This is a genomic window from Hyphomicrobium facile, from assembly GCF_900116175.1.
Classification (GTDB): domain Bacteria; phylum Pseudomonadota; class Alphaproteobacteria; order Rhizobiales; family Hyphomicrobiaceae; genus Hyphomicrobium_B; species Hyphomicrobium_B facile.
Genome location: NZ_FPCH01000002.1, coordinates 318,225 through 336,214, shown reverse-complemented (window position 1 = coordinate 336,214; position 17,990 = coordinate 318,225). Strand labels below are relative to the sequence as shown.

Here is a 17,990-nt window from a genome sequence, read left to right as displayed (position 1 = left end):
GGCGTCAGTTCGACGTCCGATATCGTTCTCTTTCATTTTATCCGGAGTGGGTTGGCTTGGAAACGGTTCATAATCCTGATCGGTTCATGGGCGATTTGCGTCAAATCCTCTCGCAGGGGCGTAAGAGGATTGCCTTATTGGTCGGCGCCGGCGCACCTCTCGCAATCAAAATCGGGAAGGATGGACAGCTGTCGGAAACGGGCCAAGCGCTAATCCCCGGTGTCGATGAATTGACGAGGAATGCGATCGCCGGTCTCCAAGGTGCAAACCTTGCTGCCGCAAATGCAATTATCGGCGATCTTGGTGGCAAAGCAAATATCGAGACCGTTTTGACGAAGGTGCGATTGCTCGAAAAGGCGCTCGGCAAAACGAAGATCAGCGGCCTCGATGGAAATGGCTATAGGCTATTGGGGCGAGCAAATTTGCAAAAACATTGGAGGCATCGTCTCCGTCGCTCTACCGACTGGACGAACCGGGTATTCCGAGCTCGTGGCCTGGGTGAGCGGGACGCTTCGCGCCCATGCGGTCGAGATTTTTACAACCAATTATGATCTCCTTTTCGAAGAGGCGTTCGAACGTGTCAGGGCTCCCTACTTCGACGGGTTCACCGGCGGCCACTCACCTTTTTTCGATCCCGTCACCGTTGCGGGCGATGATCTTCCCGCCCGATGGTCAAGGCTTTGGAAGCTTCATGGTTCTATTGGCTGGAAGCTTGACAACGGCGCGGTTGTGCGCGGGCACGGGCGCGCCGCCACTCAGCTCGTCTATCCCGATCATCTCAAATACGATCTGACGCAGAAACAACCTTATGCGGCGCTTTTCGAGCGCTTGAAGCAATTTCTTCTAACTCCCGATACGCTGGTGCTCGCCATCGGCTTTTCGTTTCGCGATGCTCACGTCTGCGCCGTACTTGATGAAGCCTTAGCGATGAACGCAAATAGCGCCGTGTTCGCTTTTCAATTCGGGACGCTCGACAAAGAAGAAGCTGCGTGCCGCCTCGCTTACGATCGGCCCAACCTTTCTGTATATGCCGCCGATGGCGCAGTGATCAGCGGTGTTGCGGGAAAGTGGCGCCCAGGAGAACCGCCAAAGAATTGGGAAGACATCCGCGCGAGTTTTTGGGGTGCGCGCAACTCTGGAGAACCACCGCTGTTCTTGCTCGGAGACTTCGCCCGCTTTACCCGCTTCTGCGCCCTCGCTCAGGCCACAGAGCTCTCTCGCCCAGCCGCGTCGGAAGTTTCCAGCGTAGGTGGCGCATCGCAAGCGATCACGGAAGACGCACCGTGAACAGCAGCGATCCGACGCTCCTTGGGACTGTAAGTGCCGTCACGGGTGCTTCCGTTTCCGTGCGACTGGTGGAATCTCTCAGTTCAGGTTTAGCAATCATCGCTGGCCATACCTATCGTGTCGGGCAGGTGGGAAGTTTTGTTCGCATACCGCAGGGCTATCAGGATCTCTACGGCGTCGTCTGCGAGGTCGGCGCGACAGCCGCACCTCAACATTTCGAACGAGATGTAGTCGAGACTAGCCGCTGGATGCGGGTTGAATTGGCAGGTGAAGCCATAGGCGCTCGCTTCGAGCGAGGGTTAAGCCAACACCCGAATATTGGCGATACCGTACATATCGTGACCGAAGGCGACTTACGCCGAATTTATGGGGGGCGAGGGGATGACCAAGTCGAGATTGGCCATCTGGCAAGCGCCGAAAATATTGCCGTGCGCCTCTCGCTCGACAACCTCGTCACCCGCCATAGCGCAATTCTAGGCTCGACGGGATCGGGTAAATCTACCACCGTTGCCAGTCTTCTGAGATCGATCGTCAAGCCCGGCGGCAGTGATCGCGGCTCTCCCGCCGCGCGCATATTGTTGCTTGATATTCACGGGGAATATGCTTCGGCGCTTGCCGATGTCGCACGCGTCTACAGCGCTTCGCCTCAAACGAACGAATTACCGCTGTTCGTACCCTATTGGGCCCTGGAAGCGGGCGAGCTCCTGGATCTGTTAGTCGGTACCTTGAGCGACAATCATGAAATTGCCTTTACCGACAAGATCCAGGAGCTCAAGGAAAAGCGCCTCGCTCTGAAACCCATTTTGGGCGTAGATCCGTCTTCGTTGACTGTTGATACCCCAATCCCGTTCAGCTTGAAGCAGCTATGGTATGAACTGATCGATTTCGAAACGACGACATTCACCGGTGCCCAACGCGATGTGCCAGCGCTCGTCGCCGAAGGTAGCGCCGACAAGCTGGCGCCACCGCGTTATCAACCACATGCAATTGGAAGTGCCGGGCCTTACCTCAACACTGCGGCAAAAGGGATTCGGCGGCAATTGAACCTTCTGCGCTCTCGGCTTCTCGATCGTCGGTATGACTTTATCCTGCATCCCGGGCCTTGGGAGCCAAATCTCAAAGGCGAAATCGAGCGTGACCTTCCGGAGCTGTTGCAGGGCTGGCTCGGCCACGACCGGCAGATTACGATCCTCGATCTTTCCAGTGTTCCAAGCAGCGTGCTGGTTCGATTGATCAGTTCAATTCTGCGCATCGTCTATGAGGCGCTTTTCTGGAGTCGCGAAAAGACGGAGGGAGGCATCCTGCGCCCGCTTCTCGTCGTTATGGAAGAGGCTCACCGATACCTCGGCGCGGGGGGCGACAGCGCTGCCTCCGACATCGTCAAGCGAATTGCCAAAGAGGGACGGAAATACGGCGTCGGCGCCATGCTCGTCTCGCAACGTCCGGCCGAGGTCGATGAAACAGTTCTCTCACAATGTGGAACGCTCATCGCGCTACGACTTGCGAACCCTGCAGATCGAAGTCGAGTCAAAGGAGCATTGCCCGATAATCTCGCCGGGCTCATGGATTTGCTGCCGGTCCTGCGGACCGGAGAAGCGATCATCGCTGGTGAGGCAGCAAGATTGCCGGTGCGGTGCAGAGTGACGCTGCCCAGCGAGGGGTATCAACCGAGGAGCGCCGATCCCGAGGTGACAGAAGCTTGGGCAAAGCGCCGCGTTGCCGAAGGTTATGATCGCATGGTCGCCTCATGGCGTGCCCAGAGTACGAGAGCCGTCGCGAACAACACGGTGATCCAGCGAAAACCTATTAAAGACTCTCCCGATGACCAAGGTGGCAAAGTATGAACCGCGAATACGTATCATCAACCAATATCGCGTCCGTTGGGTACGACGAGCCGACACAGACGCTTGAGGTCGAGTTCACCAACGGCTCGGTTTATCAGTATTACAACGTTGACGCGGGGCTCTATGAGCGATTCAAGGAAGCGCCGTCGAAAGGTCAGTTTCTCAACACCTACATTCGGAGCGGCTATCCTTTCTCACGCGTAGGCTGAGCGCATTGTGGGCGCGCATATGGGTGCCGTGACGCCCGCCATAACCTAATCTGACATCCGCCAAATCGCGTCGGATCGTCGGCCGACGTCTCGAATTGGATTGGCAGCGAAAATGGAAATTTTCGCTAGTAATCCGCTTACTGATCGCTATTGGACCGATTGAGGTCGCTGATCTATCAGACCGAGAATAGCGACATCGATTCGTATTGGGGGGATGAGTAAAGCTGGAGCAGTGCAGGGAACACCGCTCCAGCTTTTTCGTCTCGTGGAATTTCCTCAGAACGGACAGATAGTCGGCGAGACGAGTGTCTTGCTCAATGGTGCCTGTTGGCACCGTAAAATCTGGCCGACCCACATCTTCGTTTTTTGGGAGGTAGTGCCCAGGGACACTCTTGGCGATCCGAGATTTTTAGACTTCCGATGAGCTGACTTGATCATCGGGAGTCAATAGATCTACCGCTGCTCAAGACGGATCCGAACAAACGAGTTCCGTGGGCCAGTCCAACAATCTGAGAGCTATGAAAAACTTGGTGTTTCTTACTGGTGAAGCGACGGTACTTGCCTCCGAAGGCCAGTACACTGATGCGATGCCTGAAATCGTCATCGGCACCGTCGACGGGCCAGTTGGGCATGCCTTTGCGGGAATGATGGGGCAATCGATGGGGCACACACGCTTCTTCGTTATTCGCGATCTCAACCAACAAGTGCGGCCAGCCGCACTGATGACATCGAAAGTCACGATTCCGAACAGCGCCTATATCGAGCTCTTTGGCGGCGTGGTGCAGGGGGCGATCGGAGACGCGATCGTCGACTGTCTGAAGGACGGCATTCTACCCAAGGACAAAGCCAACGAGATCTGCATGATCATAACGGTTTGGCTGGATCCCCGCGTTGCGGATCATAAGGAACTCGACAAGAAGGATCTCTATCGTTGCCAGTATGAGGCAACAAAGCTGGCGATCTGCAGAGCGATGAAGGGTGAGCCTACAGTCGACGAGCTGATTGCTAACCGCGATAAGATCAAACATTACGCGCTGGCAGACGTCTTCCCTGGTTGAGATTGGTCGCCTTTCGGCGATGGAAAACTCGCGCCCTCAACTTCGCCAAGGTCGGGGGCGCGCGTTTTTTGCGCCGCAAGAACCGGGGTCTTGTTGACTGCGCTAAGGCGGTTACCCTTTTTGCCTAAATTCTGTCCCGGGCACCAATAGTTTGACCGACCTATTGACGCGCTGAACAAACAGACCGCATCTAAGAGCGTGTCATTTGACTGAGCGATGGAGAGCTGTTTGGTCTCGTTTGAGCCGCGCGAATGGGAGGACGTGTCCAAATCGTTGAATGCCGCTTCCTCTGAAATCGGCGAGCTGGGCTTCCACTTGCGACTATTGGAATTGATCGGGTCGCTTATCCCGCATGAGACCGGATGGATCGTCCGCTACGCGCCCGGTTGCGATCCTGACGTCCTGCATACGAAAGAAATTAGTTCAAACATCGTCCAGTACTACTTGGGAGCCGAACCGCGCTCGACGGATCCTTATTTCTGCTCCTGGCGCTCAAACAGGGTCGCCCGCGTTGAGACCATGGAAACGGCACTTCCGTCGGCTGCGGACAAAAATTTCTACTGCCTCGATTTCATGAAGAAAATGGAGTTCACCGACGAGCTGGCCATTTTCCTTCCGTCGGTCGGCAGATCTTGCCTGTCGCTGTTCTTCGAGAGAAAAGCCGATCGCTTTACCAAGGAGGACATCGAACGCATTGAACGTTTCTTTCCAATCGTTCACGGCCTGCATCAGGCTCACACGCGGACGCTAATGACAGCGATGCATAGTGCAGCGCATGCGCCAGCGTCGTTCCAAGACAGGCCAGCCGCCATTTTCGATCGCCATGGCAAGCTTGTTTATTCCACGCCGAAGTGGCGCCAGCTTGCGGAAGCGGACGTGGCACTAAGAAATATCGAGTGGTCGTTGTCGTATGATGAAATCCGCCAGCAACTCGCCGACGGAGCATTGCCTTTCAGGGGGATGGAACTCGACTGCATGAACTCGATCGCCCCCGGGGGCCTTCTTCTTCACCATATCGGCGAAGGCGTTATGGACAGCGAAGCCGGGGAGCGAGCATCGTCGTCGATTGTTGATCAATTGACACCACGCGAACGAGACATCATCGCGCTTACACTTGACGGATTCAGTACTGGCGCGATTGCGCAGCGACTGCGGATATCAAAGGGTTCGGTTAAGAACCGTCGTTTGCGCATCTATCGAAAATTGGACGTCTCCTCCGAGAGGGAGCTTGTCACCGCGCTCATGCCGTTCGCCAATCAGCTGAAATGGCAGCTGGCGAACCTGAAACTGCGCACGCTGCCGTGCAACGCCTCCGAGGACGAGTAATAGCGAGCTTCGGCCGCTTAGGTTAGTCGCTCGTCTCCATCGCGGGCCGGATGCCGCGAAATAGGGCGCACCCTTTCCAATAATTCATCGACTGCGAGCAAGCCACTAGTGCCAACCGGCACCATTGCTGTCTGCCGGCTCATTCCCAGAAATAGCGTCAGGGTATGGCTTCGGCTGCGTTCACCAAGCGGGCGTCGGCCATTGCATTTCGCAAAGAAAAGGTGACTTCAAATGCTCCAGAAAAACGATGAGGAACTCTTCGGGCTCGACCGCTTTCGGCCAAACGATCCCGCGCATTCGTACACCCTTCCTGCAAATCTGTATTTTGATCGCGAGATCTACGAACTCGAGAAAGAAAAGATCTTCTACAAATCCTGGAACTTCGTCTGTCACGCGAGCCAACTCGCGGCCCCCGGCGCCTATCGCACCGTCAAAATAGGCGATCAAAGTATCGCTATCGTGCGCGGTCGCGATGGCAACCTTCGCGCCTTCCACAATGTCTGCTCTCACCGGGCCCACCAGTTGCTACAGGGTGAAGGGAAGACGCGTGCTATCACTTGCCCCTATCACGCTTGGCAGTACGAGCTTGACGGCCAACTTCGCTCAAACTCTGTGCTGGAGAATGTCGCCGGTTTCAAGACGGAAGAGTTTTGTCTGAAGCCTGTGAAGCTCGAGGTTTTCCTTGGGTTTGTTTGGATCAACATCGATCTCAACGCCAAGTCGCTCGCTGAGACATCGGGCGACTTCGAGGCAGACGTCCGCAAGTATGTTGATACTCCAGAAACGCTGGTCTACGCGGGTCGTCAGACGTTCGAAATCAAAGCGAACTGGAAGAATGTCGTCGAGAATTTCCAGGAGTGCTACCACTGCCCGCCGGCGCATCCGGCCCTCGTAGAGCTCTTCGACCACGGCATCTATCAGACCAAGAACTTCGCGATCTGCTCGAGCCACATAGCCCCCGCGCGAGAGGAAAACTCGGCGTACAAGGTCGACAAAAATCAGCAGGGCGCCCAGCTGATGTACGCAGCTTGGTATCTATGGCCCAACGTTACTTTCAACGTTTTCCCCGGCCGCCGAAATTTGTCGTTCATGCATATCATGCCGACAGGCCCAGAGACCACGTATGAGCACTGGGATTTCTTCCTCGATGAGGCGATGCCCAATGAGGAAGAGAAGGCTGCGATGGAATACATCAAGGACGTTCTCCAGCCGGAAGATATCGGCCTAGTGGAAAGCGTGCAGCGTGGTCTCCATTCTGTTGCATACTCGCAGGGCAGGCTTGTTATCGACCAAAAGCTTGTCGGGGAAGGTAGATCGAGCGACGGGTTAGGCGATCACAAAGCATCCTCATCCAGCGAGCACGGCATCCACCATTTTCAGTCCATCTACTACAACGCTATGAGCGCTGACAGGCGCTGACATATTGCGAGGCCACTTGACGCTGCGCACGGAGGCCGTGCGCAGCGTTTATTTTAAGATCGAAGGACGAGTAATGGCCAACTTTAAGGTGTCGATTCCCCAATTCGAGACTACGTTAGAGGTGCGGAGAGGGTTCTCGATACTGGACGAGGCGTTGAAGGCGGGACTCGACTATCCCTATGCCTGCCGTCAGGGCAATTGCTCCTCGTGCAAGTCCATCTTGCGCAAGGGCACGGTCACGCACAAAACATATGATCCGACGGCACTCACGGAGGCAGAAAAGTTCGAAAACATCATCCTCGCCTGCCGCGCGATGCCCACAAGCGACTGCGAGGTAGAATTCATTGAGGACGCAGACACGTTCACCCCAGCCAAGTACGAGTGCGTCGTGACGTCGATAGACCGCGTGTCATCGGAGATCGCTATCCTCAAGGCCAAGCCCTGCACGAGCCCTTCGCCCATGTTTAGCGCCGGGCAGTTCGCCACGCTCACTTTCCCCAATCTTCCAGCGCGGGAATATTCGTTCGCCAATCGCCCAGGTGCGGCGGAATTGGAATTTCACATCGAGTATTACAAACACGGGAAGGTCAGTAAGCACGTATACGAGAAGTGCAAACCGTCGGACCGGTTCGTCTTGAATGCTCCGTTTGGAAGCGCCTACCTCCGCAAAGAGCACCCAGGACCAATTACGATGGTCGTCGGCGGCACGGGACTCGCACCGGCGAAATCGATATTGCTAGACGCCTTGGCATCAATGCCCGGCCACGACATACGCATCTACCATTCCGCGCGCGAGGCGAAAGGACTTTATCAAAACGAAGAAATGCTGAAGCTCGCCGAAAAGTACCCGAGATTTGGTTATTTCCCGGTCATTACCCGCGCCAACGGCATCGATGCCGCCAGGACAACCGACGTTTTTATTGAGCTTAGGCGCCACTTCGAGACCCTCCAAGGACACAAAATCTATACCTGCGGTTCGCCTGGATTGGTTGCGAATTGCCAGAAGTTTGCGATGGAGATGGGGGTCACTCCATCCGACTGTCACGCCGATCCCTTCGTCTCTGCATCGACGATGGTCGTCGAATAGATCCGTCCGCCGTCTGGATAGAGGCCGAGACAAAACTCGGCCTGTCGTTGAACGGGGGCTCCAGAGGCATTCCGCTCCCTTGGATTCCACTTCGGCGCATCGACGCGTTTGAAACGGACGACGCCCCATGACCCGCCTCAAAGGCTAACCCCAGGCTGCTCGCACATTCACTTTCGGCGGCATTCGCTTCGAACAGCATTTGCCAAAAAGCTCGGTAGAGCCGTGTTTGGCTTTGTAATGCAGAGGCTGGCCCGAGTAAAAACACGGGCTAGCCGCTAAATCTTGGCCGGGTCACGCAGGACGCGACCCCGCAAAGTAATTATACCGGCAACCCGAGTGCCGCTTTTCGGCTCGAAGCCGCATTTTGGAGCACACGATCGGCGATCATGGCGATCAGCGCCATAGAAATGCCCGCGACAAGCCCGCTTCCGGCATCGGCTTTACCGAGCGCGATGTAGACCTCCTGACCAAGGTCGGTGGTGCCGACGAGGGCTGCGATAACCAGCATCGCGAGCGCGTACATAATCGTCTGGTTCACACCGAGCAGGATTTCAGGAACGGCTTGCGGTAACCGCACCTGCCAAAACATTTGTCGTTTCGTGCACCCCAATGCCAACCCAGCTTCGACGGAGTTAGGCGAAACGTTGCGCAAGCCGGCTTCGGTATATTTTATCGCCGGGACGATGGCGTACAGAATGATGGCGATCAGCGCAGTAAAATCGCCGGCCTGGAAAAACATCAAAGCGGGTATGAGCAGAACAAACTGGGGAACGGTCTGCAAACCGTCGTTGATGGGACGTAGGAGAGCGGAAAGGTGATCGTTGTTAGCAGCGGCAGCTCCCAATGAGACTCCGATCGCGATGCAGATTGCCACGGCCGCTACGCACAAATAGACCGAAAGCATCGCAGCCGGCCAAAATCCGGATACTAGAATGAACAGCTGCGCCAAGAACGCGAAGACTGCCGTGGGAAACCCTCCGGCCTGATAAGCCGCGAGGGTGACAATCGCGATGAACACGGGCCACGGGATGCCTGTGGTGCCGTAGAACAAGAGTATCGCGATGACCGCGATAATCGATGCTGCCGCGCGATCGGAGTAGACTGTTGCAACACCGACGGCGAGGGCAGCGATTGCCCAATATCCGATCTGCACCGGTCCATCGAACGAAAGGCCCCAGGTCATTGGCGTCACTGCCTGCACGAGACCGATTTTGAGCGGCAGCAAAAAGTAATAGAAGGCTGTCGTTTTTAGAGCGTTGAGGCTAGTGCCGTAGTTCGCGGTAATCCAGTCCACGGCGGTATCCAGTGGAGCAGCCGGCCGGATCACCCACGCGTCGGGCCAGACCCAGAGAGAAGGCACCAAGCTCGCGAGCGCCACCGACGCAAACAAAGCTCCGAGTGAAGCGATCCAGAAATAGCGATTGGTGTGAAATTGTTCACCGTGGACATAGCGTTGCGTGAACCCGCAGCTGACGCGATCGAGGATCATCGCCAAGACCGCGATGACGACGCCTGCGGCAAGGCTTTCTCCAAATTGCGCTTTGCGCATCGTGCTGAGGACTTCCCAGCCGATGTCTTGTGATCCGCCGATTACGGAAGCGATGATGATCATCGAAAAGGCGGCCATGGTGGTCTGATTGAGCCCCACCAGCAGCTGGGGCGTCGCGGCGGGCACACGCACCCACCAAAACTCCTGCAAGGGCGTGCAGCCGCTCATGCGTCCAGACTCGCGTAATTCCGGCGGCACGCGCTGAAGGCCGAGGATGGTATTCCGGATCATCGGAGGCATCGCATAAATGATGCTGGTGATCAGCCCCACGACGGGACCAAAGCCGAACAACAGCAAAATCGGGATAAGATATGCGAACGTCGGTATCGTCTGCATGAAATCGAGGCTCGCTTGCGTAGCGGTGTTCAAGCGGGGGTAGCGAGCCGCGAGCGTTCCGATCGCAAAGCCTAAGAGAATGGCAATAGGTATGGCCAACCCGATCTGAGCAATCGTGTTCATCGTGGGCGTCCAGAAGCCCACCGAGACGATGTACAGGAACGATGCCAACGTGAAACACGCTGTTCGAATTCCCGCCGTCCAATAGGCGAGAAGGAAAAATGCCAATGTCACCGTGCTCCACGGCGTCCAATCGAGCACGGCGCGGCCTGCGGACATTGGCGCGCCGATAACTTGGCTGAGGACGCGTGTCGCGCCCTGCAAGCCTACGACCATCGGAGCCAGGATCGCGTTCGTCCACGCGGAAATGGGAAGGCCCCAATGCTCGGGAAACGTTCCCAACCATGTCACATTTGGTGCGGCATACAATGCGATCGCGGCGAGCAGGCCCATTAGGAGCCAAGACATATCTTTCCACGACATATCGAGCGTGCCGGCGAGATTTGATCTGGTTTGGCGTTCTCCACTCACGGCGCGATCCTCGACTTAGCCGCAAGCGCTTGAACGACTTGCAACGCCGAAAGGCTGCCGATCTCCTGCCCCTCCTCGTCGCAGACATTGAGGACACTGCTCTCATTGCGGAACAACGTCATCGCTTCTTCGAGCTTGGCCGACGCGGAGATCTTCGTGGTGGCTATGGCGCGATGCTCATCTGCGATGTGCCGGTTCATGATCGCCCCGACGCGCAACACTTTCGCGAGCGGAGCGTCGCCGACGAACGAGCGGACGTAGTCATTGGCGGGACGCGAGACCAACTCCTCCGGCGTGCCGACCTGTACAACAAAGCCGTCCTTCATCACGCAAATACGATCCGCGAGACGCATGGCTTCTATGAAGTCGTGCGTGACGAAGACGATCGTTTTCTTGAGCTGCTTTTGCAGGCGAAGAAACTCGTCCTGCATTTGACGACGGATGAGGGGGTCAAGCGCGCTGAACGGCTCGTCGAGAAACCAAACCTCGGGGCCAACCGCCAACGATCTCGCAATGCCGACGCGCTGCTGCTGACCGCCGGACAGCTGGCGCGGATAGGCGTCCTCGCGGCCGTGAAGGCCAACGAGTTCTATCATTTCGTGCGCGCGGGCCAGCCGTTCTTGCTTTGGCTTACCTTGGATCTTGAGAGGGAAAGCGACGTTATCGATGACCGTTAAATGCGGCATCAACCCGAAATGTTGGAACACCATCCCCATCTTGTGGCGTCGAACATCAATGAGGTCGCGCTCGGTCAGTTTCGAAATATCTTGACCGTCGAGAACGACTTGACCGTGAGAGAGGTCAAGCAGACGTGCGAGGCAGCGTAACACTGTGGACTTGCCGGACCCGGACAATCCCATGATGACGAAGATTTCACCCTCGGGAATGTCGAGGGAAACGTTGGCAACGGCTGGGATGTGCTTCTCGTCGCGCATGCGCTTTGCGAGCAGCTGCGGATCGATGATGTAGCCCTTGGTATCGAAGTAATAGCCTACCTTCGGACCATAGACTTTCCAGAGATTTGCGCAGGCTAGTTTGGCATTTGATGACACTGGATGTGGGGTGTACGCATCTCTCAATTGAAAGTTCACTTTTGATCCCTCCCGCCCGTAGGGGCTTTGCTCTTTGCGGCAATTGGTAGACGCGCCCAGGATCGAGCGCGCCTATTGTTCTGTCGGGATTAGTTGCTGGCGGTCGCGGTGGTCACCCACGGCTTCCAAGTGCCTTCGTGGGATTTCAACCACTCGGCAACGACATCGTCGAGCTTGCGACCTTTCTGGTCGATCTCGTAAACCAATTTGCCCTGCTCAGTGCCATCAAACTGGAAATTCTTGAGAACGCTGAAGGCAGCCGGCCATTGTTTTTCCATACCCACCCAGGCCGATTTGACGACGCGCGCCTGCGGAAAGCCGCAGTCGTCGGTCGTATCGGGATTGGGGCCGACCTTGGGATCCGTTGCGCACGCGTCGCTGTAGGGCGGGTCGATCTGCACCCAGTCCATATCGTAGACTGCATGGACCCAGTGCGGCTTCCAAAACATCAGCACCAGCGGTGCCTTCTTGAGGAACGCTGCTTTGATTTCTGCGATCTCGGCTCCTTCGCTGCCTGCGGGCACTGCAACGAACGGAAGCTTCATTCCTGCGACGAGCTTCGCGGATGCCGTTCCCCAATCTGAGGGATAGGCGAGGATGCGTCCCTTGGGAAAGGTTTCGGGAGTTGCGAGCTTATCTTTGCAAGCAATCAGCCCTTCGAGCCTGGGCAGCCCGGGACACATCTGCTCCATGTATTTGGGATACGCCCAGCCCTCGTAATTGTTCAGCCCAAGCAGTCCCAGCTCAACGATGGTCTTGGTCTCAAGCGCTTTGGGATAGGCTTCGCCGACAAGATTTGTCCAAACTTCAGGCTGGGTCGTCAGCTTGCCTTCTTGCATCGCAGTAAACTGCGGCATGGCTCCGGCGGTAACGTATTCGACTTTGTATCCCATGGATTCATAGATGCCGCCCAGAACTTTGGCCGTCACGTTCTGGCCGGTCCATTCGTTCAGCGCGATTTTGATGGGCTCTTTCGATTCAGGAACAGAAGCAGCGTTGCCATCGCACGTGAACGCAAGAAGTCCGAACGAGACAAGGAGAGAGATGATGAGCTGGCGGGACATGACAATTCTCCGGTTTGGAGCTGAGGTCACCAGCAAAAGCCTGCGGCAGGTCAAAGCCAATGGTGCCAGGTGGCACCATAGGCAATGCGGCTGTGCAGCAGTTCGAGGCGGAATGATGAAAAATGGTTCAGTTGCGCACTGCCAAACTAACTTGAAATCGTGCTCTCTCAGTCCGGAGGACTGATCCCACCCAGGGATCGTCAAACGCGACGATAGCGAGGGTGAAACCCAACACGGGCACCGCCCAATAGTACCAAGCGGCACCATTGTGGCCCTAAGCTCGAGGACGATAATCGGGATGTGAAAGACACACATCGCGAGGTCGAGCTTGAATGACTATGGAGCAGGCTGACTTTTGGGGCACGCGACGGATGGGCGTCGCGCTTGTGACAGCCTCGGCCGTTTGCTGGAGCACGGCAGGTCTATTTGTACGTCTGGCAAACCTCGACATCGCGACTCTTGTCGTCTGGTACGCCATGTCGGCGTGTCTTGGGCTTGGCGTCGTTTGTGCCGTCCGCCTCCGGGGCGGTCTTTGGCGGGCGATCCTCGGGATCGGTTGGCCGGGTTTGGTGTACGTGATCATCGCTGCATTTTGCGCGACGAGCTACGTTCTTGCGTTGCAGTACACCAGCGTTGCGAATGTGATGACGATTTATGCGTCATTGCCCCTTGTTGCGACGGCTATCGCTTTCCTCTGGCTGAACGAACGAGTCAGTCGCCAGTTTATCGTCGCGGGCATCATTGCAATGGCCGGCATCGCTATCACCGCAGGCGCCGCCGCGACGATCAATGATGCCATCGGACTGATCGTAAGTTTTTTGATGACTGTCGCGTTCGCGGTCATGCTCGTCGTCTCAAAGCGTTATGCCAACCTTGATGTTCTTCTGGCCAGTGCGATTGCTGCAGGGTTAGCGGCCGCCGTTTGCGCCCCCTTTATGAATTACGGAGTGCCTTCGCTGATTCAACTCAGCGGATGCGTCCTCTACGGGCTCCTTGCCTACGGACTCGGCATCAACCTCGCGCTCGTCGGTGGACGCATGATCAAGTCCGGGGAAGCCGGACTCCTCACCATGCTCGAGATCGTTCTTGGGCCGATATGGGTCTGGCTGTTCTTCGGCGAGGAACCGACGATTGAAGCCGTCGTAGGTGCCGCCACCGCGCTGGGCGCGGTCACCTGGTACCTATCGATCGAAAGGCAACCTTTGCCGGAGCCAGCTCCCAGCTGAAGCCCAGAGGCACGCGAAAACCACATCCCGCATTCGCCACTAACACTCTCGCGCGCCAGTGAGAAGACCGATTGCAGAATTTTAACCCGCTAACTCAACGCGAATAACGTCGAAAGGACACGATATGACAGAGCGAATAGCGATAATTGGCGCTGGCCCGAGCGGCATGGCAGTTTTGCGCGCATTCGAAAGCGCACGGCGAAAGGGCGCGCAAATTCCCGAGTTGGTCTGTTACGAGCGTCAAAGCGATTGCGGTGGAATCTGGAATTATACTTGGCGCACCGGAACCGACGAGCACGGAGAGCCGGTCCATGCCAGCATGTACCGCTATCTGTGGTCGAACGGACCGAAGGAATGCCTCGAGTTCGCGGACTACTCGTTTGAAGAGCATTTCGGCCGTCCAATTCCCTCGTTCCCTCCGCGCGCGGTGCTTCACGATTACATCAAGGGCCGCATCGTGCGCAGCGGCATCCTCCCTTACATCAAACTCAGCCACACGGTGCGAAGCGTAACCTTCAATAAAGATACGCAGAAATTCACGGTCGCGGTCAAAGATCTGGTCAACGACAGGATCTCGTCATCCGAATTTGATTACGTCTTCGGATGCAGCGGACACTTCTCGACACCAAACGTTCCGGAATTTCCGGGGCTCGATAAATTTCTCGGTCGCACGTTGCACTCTCACGACTTCCGTTCCGCAGATGAGTTCGCGGGCAAGAACGTGCTGTGCGTAGGCGCGAGCTACTCATCGGAAGACATCGGTATTCAGTGCTACAAGTATGGTGCCAAATCCGTCACGTTTTCCTGGCGGACGAAGCCCATGGGCTTCAAGTGGCCGGAAGGCATGGAAGAGGTCCCGCTCCTTGAAAAAGTCGTCGGCAGGACTGCTTATTTCAAGGACGGGACGAAGAAGGCCGTCGATGCCATCATCCTTTGCACTGGCTACCTCCACCATCATCCATTCATGGAGGACTCGTTGCGCCTGAAGTCGCGCAACAGGCTCTACCCGCAGTCCCTCTACAAGGGCATCTTTTGGCTCGACAACCCGAAGCTGATGTACATCGGCATGCAGGACCAATTCTATACGTTCAACATGTTTGATGCTCAGGCTTGGTATGCGCGAGATGTCGTTCTCGGTCGCATCAAGCTGCCGCCGCGCGCCGAACAGGAAGCCGATATTCAGAGGTGGACCGAAAAAGAAGCAGCAATCGTCGACGCGACTGAGGCGATCGATTTCCAGACAGAGTACGTCCGCGATCTGATTACGCCAACGGACTATCCGCGTCTCGATGTCGACGGTGTGGCGAAGACGTTCAAGCGGTGGGAACATCATAAGATGGATAACATCCTGACTTATCGCGACCAGTCGCACACGTCGCTTCAAACAGGCACGACGGCGCCTGCGCATCACACCCCCTGGATGAAGGCCCTCGACGATTCGTTGGAGGCGTTTCTCAATCAGCCGGAAACGAAGGCGGCTGCCGAATAGCGGCAAGACGATTTGCAAGTATGGCGGATCGGTCTCGCTGAGAGATCGGTTCGCTGACCTGCTCAGCACTGAGCTCCTGGAGGCTTTGATTTGTTCGTGGCAGACCGTTCCTTGCTCGAACCGTCCACCTTGCTTGTTAAGATGAATCGGCTGGGCGTCACCAATGGATGCGGACGCAGCGCTACATCCTGAAGACCTATCCGAAAAAGCTGCTGTCCACCTTGAGAGATATCTTTCGCGATCTTGAGAAGACCGCGCTCGAAGCGGGTGCCGCGGACTCCCTCGTCGAGGCGTCGAGGATCGTTCGGAGCAGCGGTAGTTCCATAGACTACCGATGATCAACCGGTCCATCCGAAGTGCAAAATTCTCGGAACGCCAAGAGTGCGGTTGGCAACCTGTCTACCGAAGGATGAAGAATGCGGTCACTCGCATTTTTACGGTGCCAACGGTCACTGGCCAAGTTAAGGGCCGACCTCGTTACGTCATCACGACACGGTGGATGGCACAGCCTCTTTCGAAAGATACCATGCCACCGCGCCCAAAACCATAGCACCACCAACTAATGCGTAATCAGTTGGTCGCTCCCCAAAGGACAGCCACACCCAAATGGGTCCGAGCACCACGTCCAACATCGTAATGAACGCCGCTTCTCCGGACTTAACCCGACGGCCACCTGCTAGTACGAGCGGAAGTCCAACGGCACATGGAATAATTCCATATAAAACGCCGCCTAGCAGCTGACCACGTGTCGGTGAAGCGAAATCCGTGAACGGTAGAAACAACACGGTCGAAACACCTGCGGAGAGAGCAGTGATCAGTAGAATGTCCATTTTTGGGTAACGTTTCGCCAGCACAAGCTGCACCGCAAAACATGACGTCGAAATGAATGCTGCAATCAGTCCGTAAATATCGTTTGCCGTACCAGCGGCGCCCGCAGTGATAGCGACGCCCAGCATCGCCATCCCCCCTGATAGTAGGAAGCGTATGCTAACGCGCTCCTTTAGCAAAAAAAATGCGGCGATGGTCGCGACGAAAGGCAATGACGCGTAAATCGTCATAACGTTCGCGATGCTGGTGGAGTTCAAGGCAATGACGTAACTCGTGTTATTTACGGTAGAGATTAAAATATAAAGAAGTTCGGGCATGCCTATCATCGATATTTGACGGATTAGTTCACGTCGAATCCGAACGGCACAGATTATTAAGAGGCTTAGACACGCCGAAAAGGAAGACCAGAAAAGTAACGTCGCTGAATCAAGATTGGCAACACGGACAAAAAGTCCAGCAGTGCTCCAGCAAATTGCCGATGCGACGACTAAAGCGACACCCAACTGCCGTGATCTAGTGTCCCCAGCTGAAGCCATCTGGCGTCCTTCGCAATTTCGCATATGTTTCGGTTCTAAACAGGCGCCATCGAAAGGAGAATATGGTCTATGATCTCCTGCATTCGTTCGCGTCCAAAACATTGATAATGTCCTGGGAACACGGTCTTCACCGGCAGCTCACGAAGCCGCTTTAAGCTGTCTATCAGAGTGATGGAATCATCTGCAGCGAATTCGCGATCTAGTACAGGATCGTCGTAAAGCGTATCGCATGTAAACAAACTGCCTGTCGCCGCTTCCCAGAGCACCATGCTGCCGGGCGTCACTCCGGGGACATGAAGAACTTCTAGTCGCCGATCGCCCAAATCGATGATGTCACCATCGTCAAAGCATATCGTCGGCGGAGCACCCCGCATTTTATAGGATTTGATCTCGAATCCATCATAGGGCCACGCAAGTAGCATGCCTTCCTTGACGTAGGTTGACACAACAGATGATTCGAGAGTCGGATTGGCGATTTTATCGGCATCCAATCGATGACAGCCTCTTTCACTGAAGAAATGAAGCCCGCCGGCGTGATCGTAGTAGCAGGCGCACGCTACCGCGAGAATCGGCTTATCGACAATCGCATCGATCACTGGGCGAGGTGATACGATGCCCGTTCCCGTGTCGATGACGAGGTCTCGCTTCGAGCCTCGTACCAGCCAAATATTTCCTGCGAGATAGGGGTCGGTCCAGATCTCGCGCAAACGCACGATCTTATGATCGCATGCCTCTACGCCATACCAGAACTCGGCGATGGATTTTTGCATGGTGGTCTCTTTCGAACTGGGCAAATGAATTAGCGAAGTCGTTTCAACTTCGATTGAACCGCGTAGTCTCTCTGCTTTCGCCTCGAGTGAGGTCCTGCTCATTCCTTCGATGCACCTTCGTGCGAACCGGCGAAAAATTGAAATCCGAGTTTTATTGAAACGTCTTCCAATTACTATGGTGCCTAAGGGCATCAATCGGCCGCTTTGCTAAGGCGGCGATGACTTCTCATCTTCGATGAAGCTGCCTTTGGTGTGCAGACGGATTGCGGATGTTGTCGCGATTAAATCGCTGTTCCGTGACTCGTACGGTGTCCACCGGCACCATTGTGCGGAAAATTAG

At 55.8% G+C, this 17,990-nt stretch carries 15 protein-coding genes; 10 read left to right on the top strand and 5 right to left on the bottom strand.

The genetic code is table 11. The features are described 5' to 3' along the window. Positions 1 to 56: 56 nt before the first annotated feature. The 8 genes from BM399_RS21350 to BM399_RS08620 all read left to right on the top strand — a co-directional run bounded on the left by BM399_RS21350 (position 57) and on the right by BM399_RS08620 (position 8,230). Positions 57 to 551, top strand: coding sequence for a hypothetical protein (locus BM399_RS21350; RefSeq protein WP_244531165.1), 495 nt, complete (start codon positions 57 to 59; stop codon positions 549 to 551). Further along, positions 499 to 1,287 (top strand): SIR2 family NAD-dependent protein deacylase, encoded by a 789-nt coding sequence (locus tag BM399_RS08650; RefSeq protein WP_244531164.1) that lies wholly within the window; start codon positions 499 to 501, stop codon positions 1,285 to 1,287. The genes BM399_RS21350 and BM399_RS08650 overlap by 53 nt, the downstream gene beginning before the upstream one ends. Further along, the gene (locus BM399_RS08645; protein WP_092867119.1) at positions 1,284 to 3,131 is read left to right on the top strand and encodes an ATP-binding protein; all 1,848 of its coding nucleotides are present in this window, start codon (positions 1,284 to 1,286) and stop codon (positions 3,129 to 3,131) included. Before BM399_RS08650 ends, BM399_RS08645 begins: the two co-directional genes overlap by 4 nt. After that, complete coding sequence (locus tag BM399_RS08640; protein WP_092867117.1) at positions 3,128 to 3,340, top strand: KTSC domain-containing protein; 213 nt, start codon at positions 3,128 to 3,130, stop codon at positions 3,338 to 3,340. The genes BM399_RS08645 and BM399_RS08640 overlap by 4 nt, the downstream gene beginning before the upstream one ends. Before the next feature lie 518 nt (positions 3,341 to 3,858). Continuing rightward, entirely contained in the window at positions 3,859 to 4,398 is a 540-nt protein-coding gene (fae, locus tag BM399_RS08635; protein ID WP_092867115.1) for a formaldehyde-activating enzyme, read from the top strand. Between the two features lie 573 nt (positions 4,399 to 4,971). Continuing rightward, the gene (locus BM399_RS08630; protein WP_177228094.1) at positions 4,972 to 5,724 is read left to right on the top strand and encodes a helix-turn-helix transcriptional regulator; all 753 of its coding nucleotides are present in this window, start codon (positions 4,972 to 4,974) and stop codon (positions 5,722 to 5,724) included. Positions 5,725 to 5,955: 231 nt separating this feature from the next. Continuing rightward, the gene (locus BM399_RS08625) at positions 5,956 to 7,143 is read left to right on the top strand and encodes an aromatic ring-hydroxylating oxygenase subunit alpha (RefSeq protein WP_092867112.1); all 1,188 of its coding nucleotides are present in this window, start codon (positions 5,956 to 5,958) and stop codon (positions 7,141 to 7,143) included. A gap of 73 nt (positions 7,144 to 7,216) precedes the next feature. Then, entirely contained in the window at positions 7,217 to 8,230 is a 1,014-nt protein-coding gene (locus BM399_RS08620) for a 2Fe-2S iron-sulfur cluster-binding protein (protein WP_143111382.1), read from the top strand. 319 nt (positions 8,231 to 8,549) lie between these two features. On the opposite strand, the gene BM399_RS08615 is transcribed toward BM399_RS08620, so the two are convergent. From BM399_RS08615 to BM399_RS08605, 3 genes are all read right to left on the bottom strand, one after another. Continuing rightward, positions 8,550 to 10,646 carry an ABC transporter permease gene (locus BM399_RS08615; RefSeq protein ID WP_092867109.1) on the bottom strand — a complete coding sequence of 699 codons (2,097 nt, stop codon included), beginning with the start codon at positions 10,644 to 10,646 and terminating at the stop codon, positions 8,550 to 8,552. Next, positions 10,643 to 11,737: a quaternary amine ABC transporter ATP-binding protein gene (locus BM399_RS08610; protein ID WP_425284068.1), complete on the bottom strand. Its 1,095-nt coding sequence runs from the start codon at positions 11,735 to 11,737 to the stop codon at positions 10,643 to 10,645. Before BM399_RS08610 ends, BM399_RS08615 begins: the two co-directional genes overlap by 4 nt. A gap of 89 nt (positions 11,738 to 11,826) precedes the next feature. Then, on the bottom strand, positions 11,827 to 12,801 hold the full coding sequence (locus BM399_RS08605; protein ID WP_177228093.1) for an ABC transporter substrate-binding protein: 975 nt from the start codon (positions 12,799 to 12,801) through the stop codon (positions 11,827 to 11,829). Between the two features lie 332 nt (positions 12,802 to 13,133). Between BM399_RS08605 and BM399_RS08600 the strand changes: the two genes are divergently transcribed. Continuing rightward, the gene (locus tag BM399_RS08600) at positions 13,134 to 14,027 is read left to right on the top strand and encodes a DMT family transporter (RefSeq protein WP_092867105.1); all 894 of its coding nucleotides are present in this window, start codon (positions 13,134 to 13,136) and stop codon (positions 14,025 to 14,027) included. A 124-nt stretch (positions 14,028 to 14,151) separates the two neighbouring features. Next, on the top strand, positions 14,152 to 15,516 hold the full coding sequence (locus tag BM399_RS08595; protein ID WP_092867103.1) for an NAD(P)-binding domain-containing protein: 1,365 nt from the start codon (positions 14,152 to 14,154) through the stop codon (positions 15,514 to 15,516). A gap of 485 nt (positions 15,517 to 16,001) precedes the next feature. On the opposite strand, the gene BM399_RS08590 is transcribed toward BM399_RS08595, so the two are convergent. Together BM399_RS08590 and BM399_RS08585 are read right to left on the bottom strand one after the other, a co-directional pair. Next, positions 16,002 to 16,880, bottom strand: coding sequence for a DMT family transporter (locus BM399_RS08590; protein ID WP_244531163.1), 879 nt, complete (start codon positions 16,878 to 16,880; stop codon positions 16,002 to 16,004). A 35-nt stretch (positions 16,881 to 16,915) separates the two neighbouring features. After that, entirely contained in the window at positions 16,916 to 17,650 is a 735-nt protein-coding gene (locus BM399_RS08585; RefSeq protein ID WP_177228092.1) for an MBL fold metallo-hydrolase, read from the bottom strand. Positions 17,651 to 17,990: the final 340 nt, after the last annotated feature.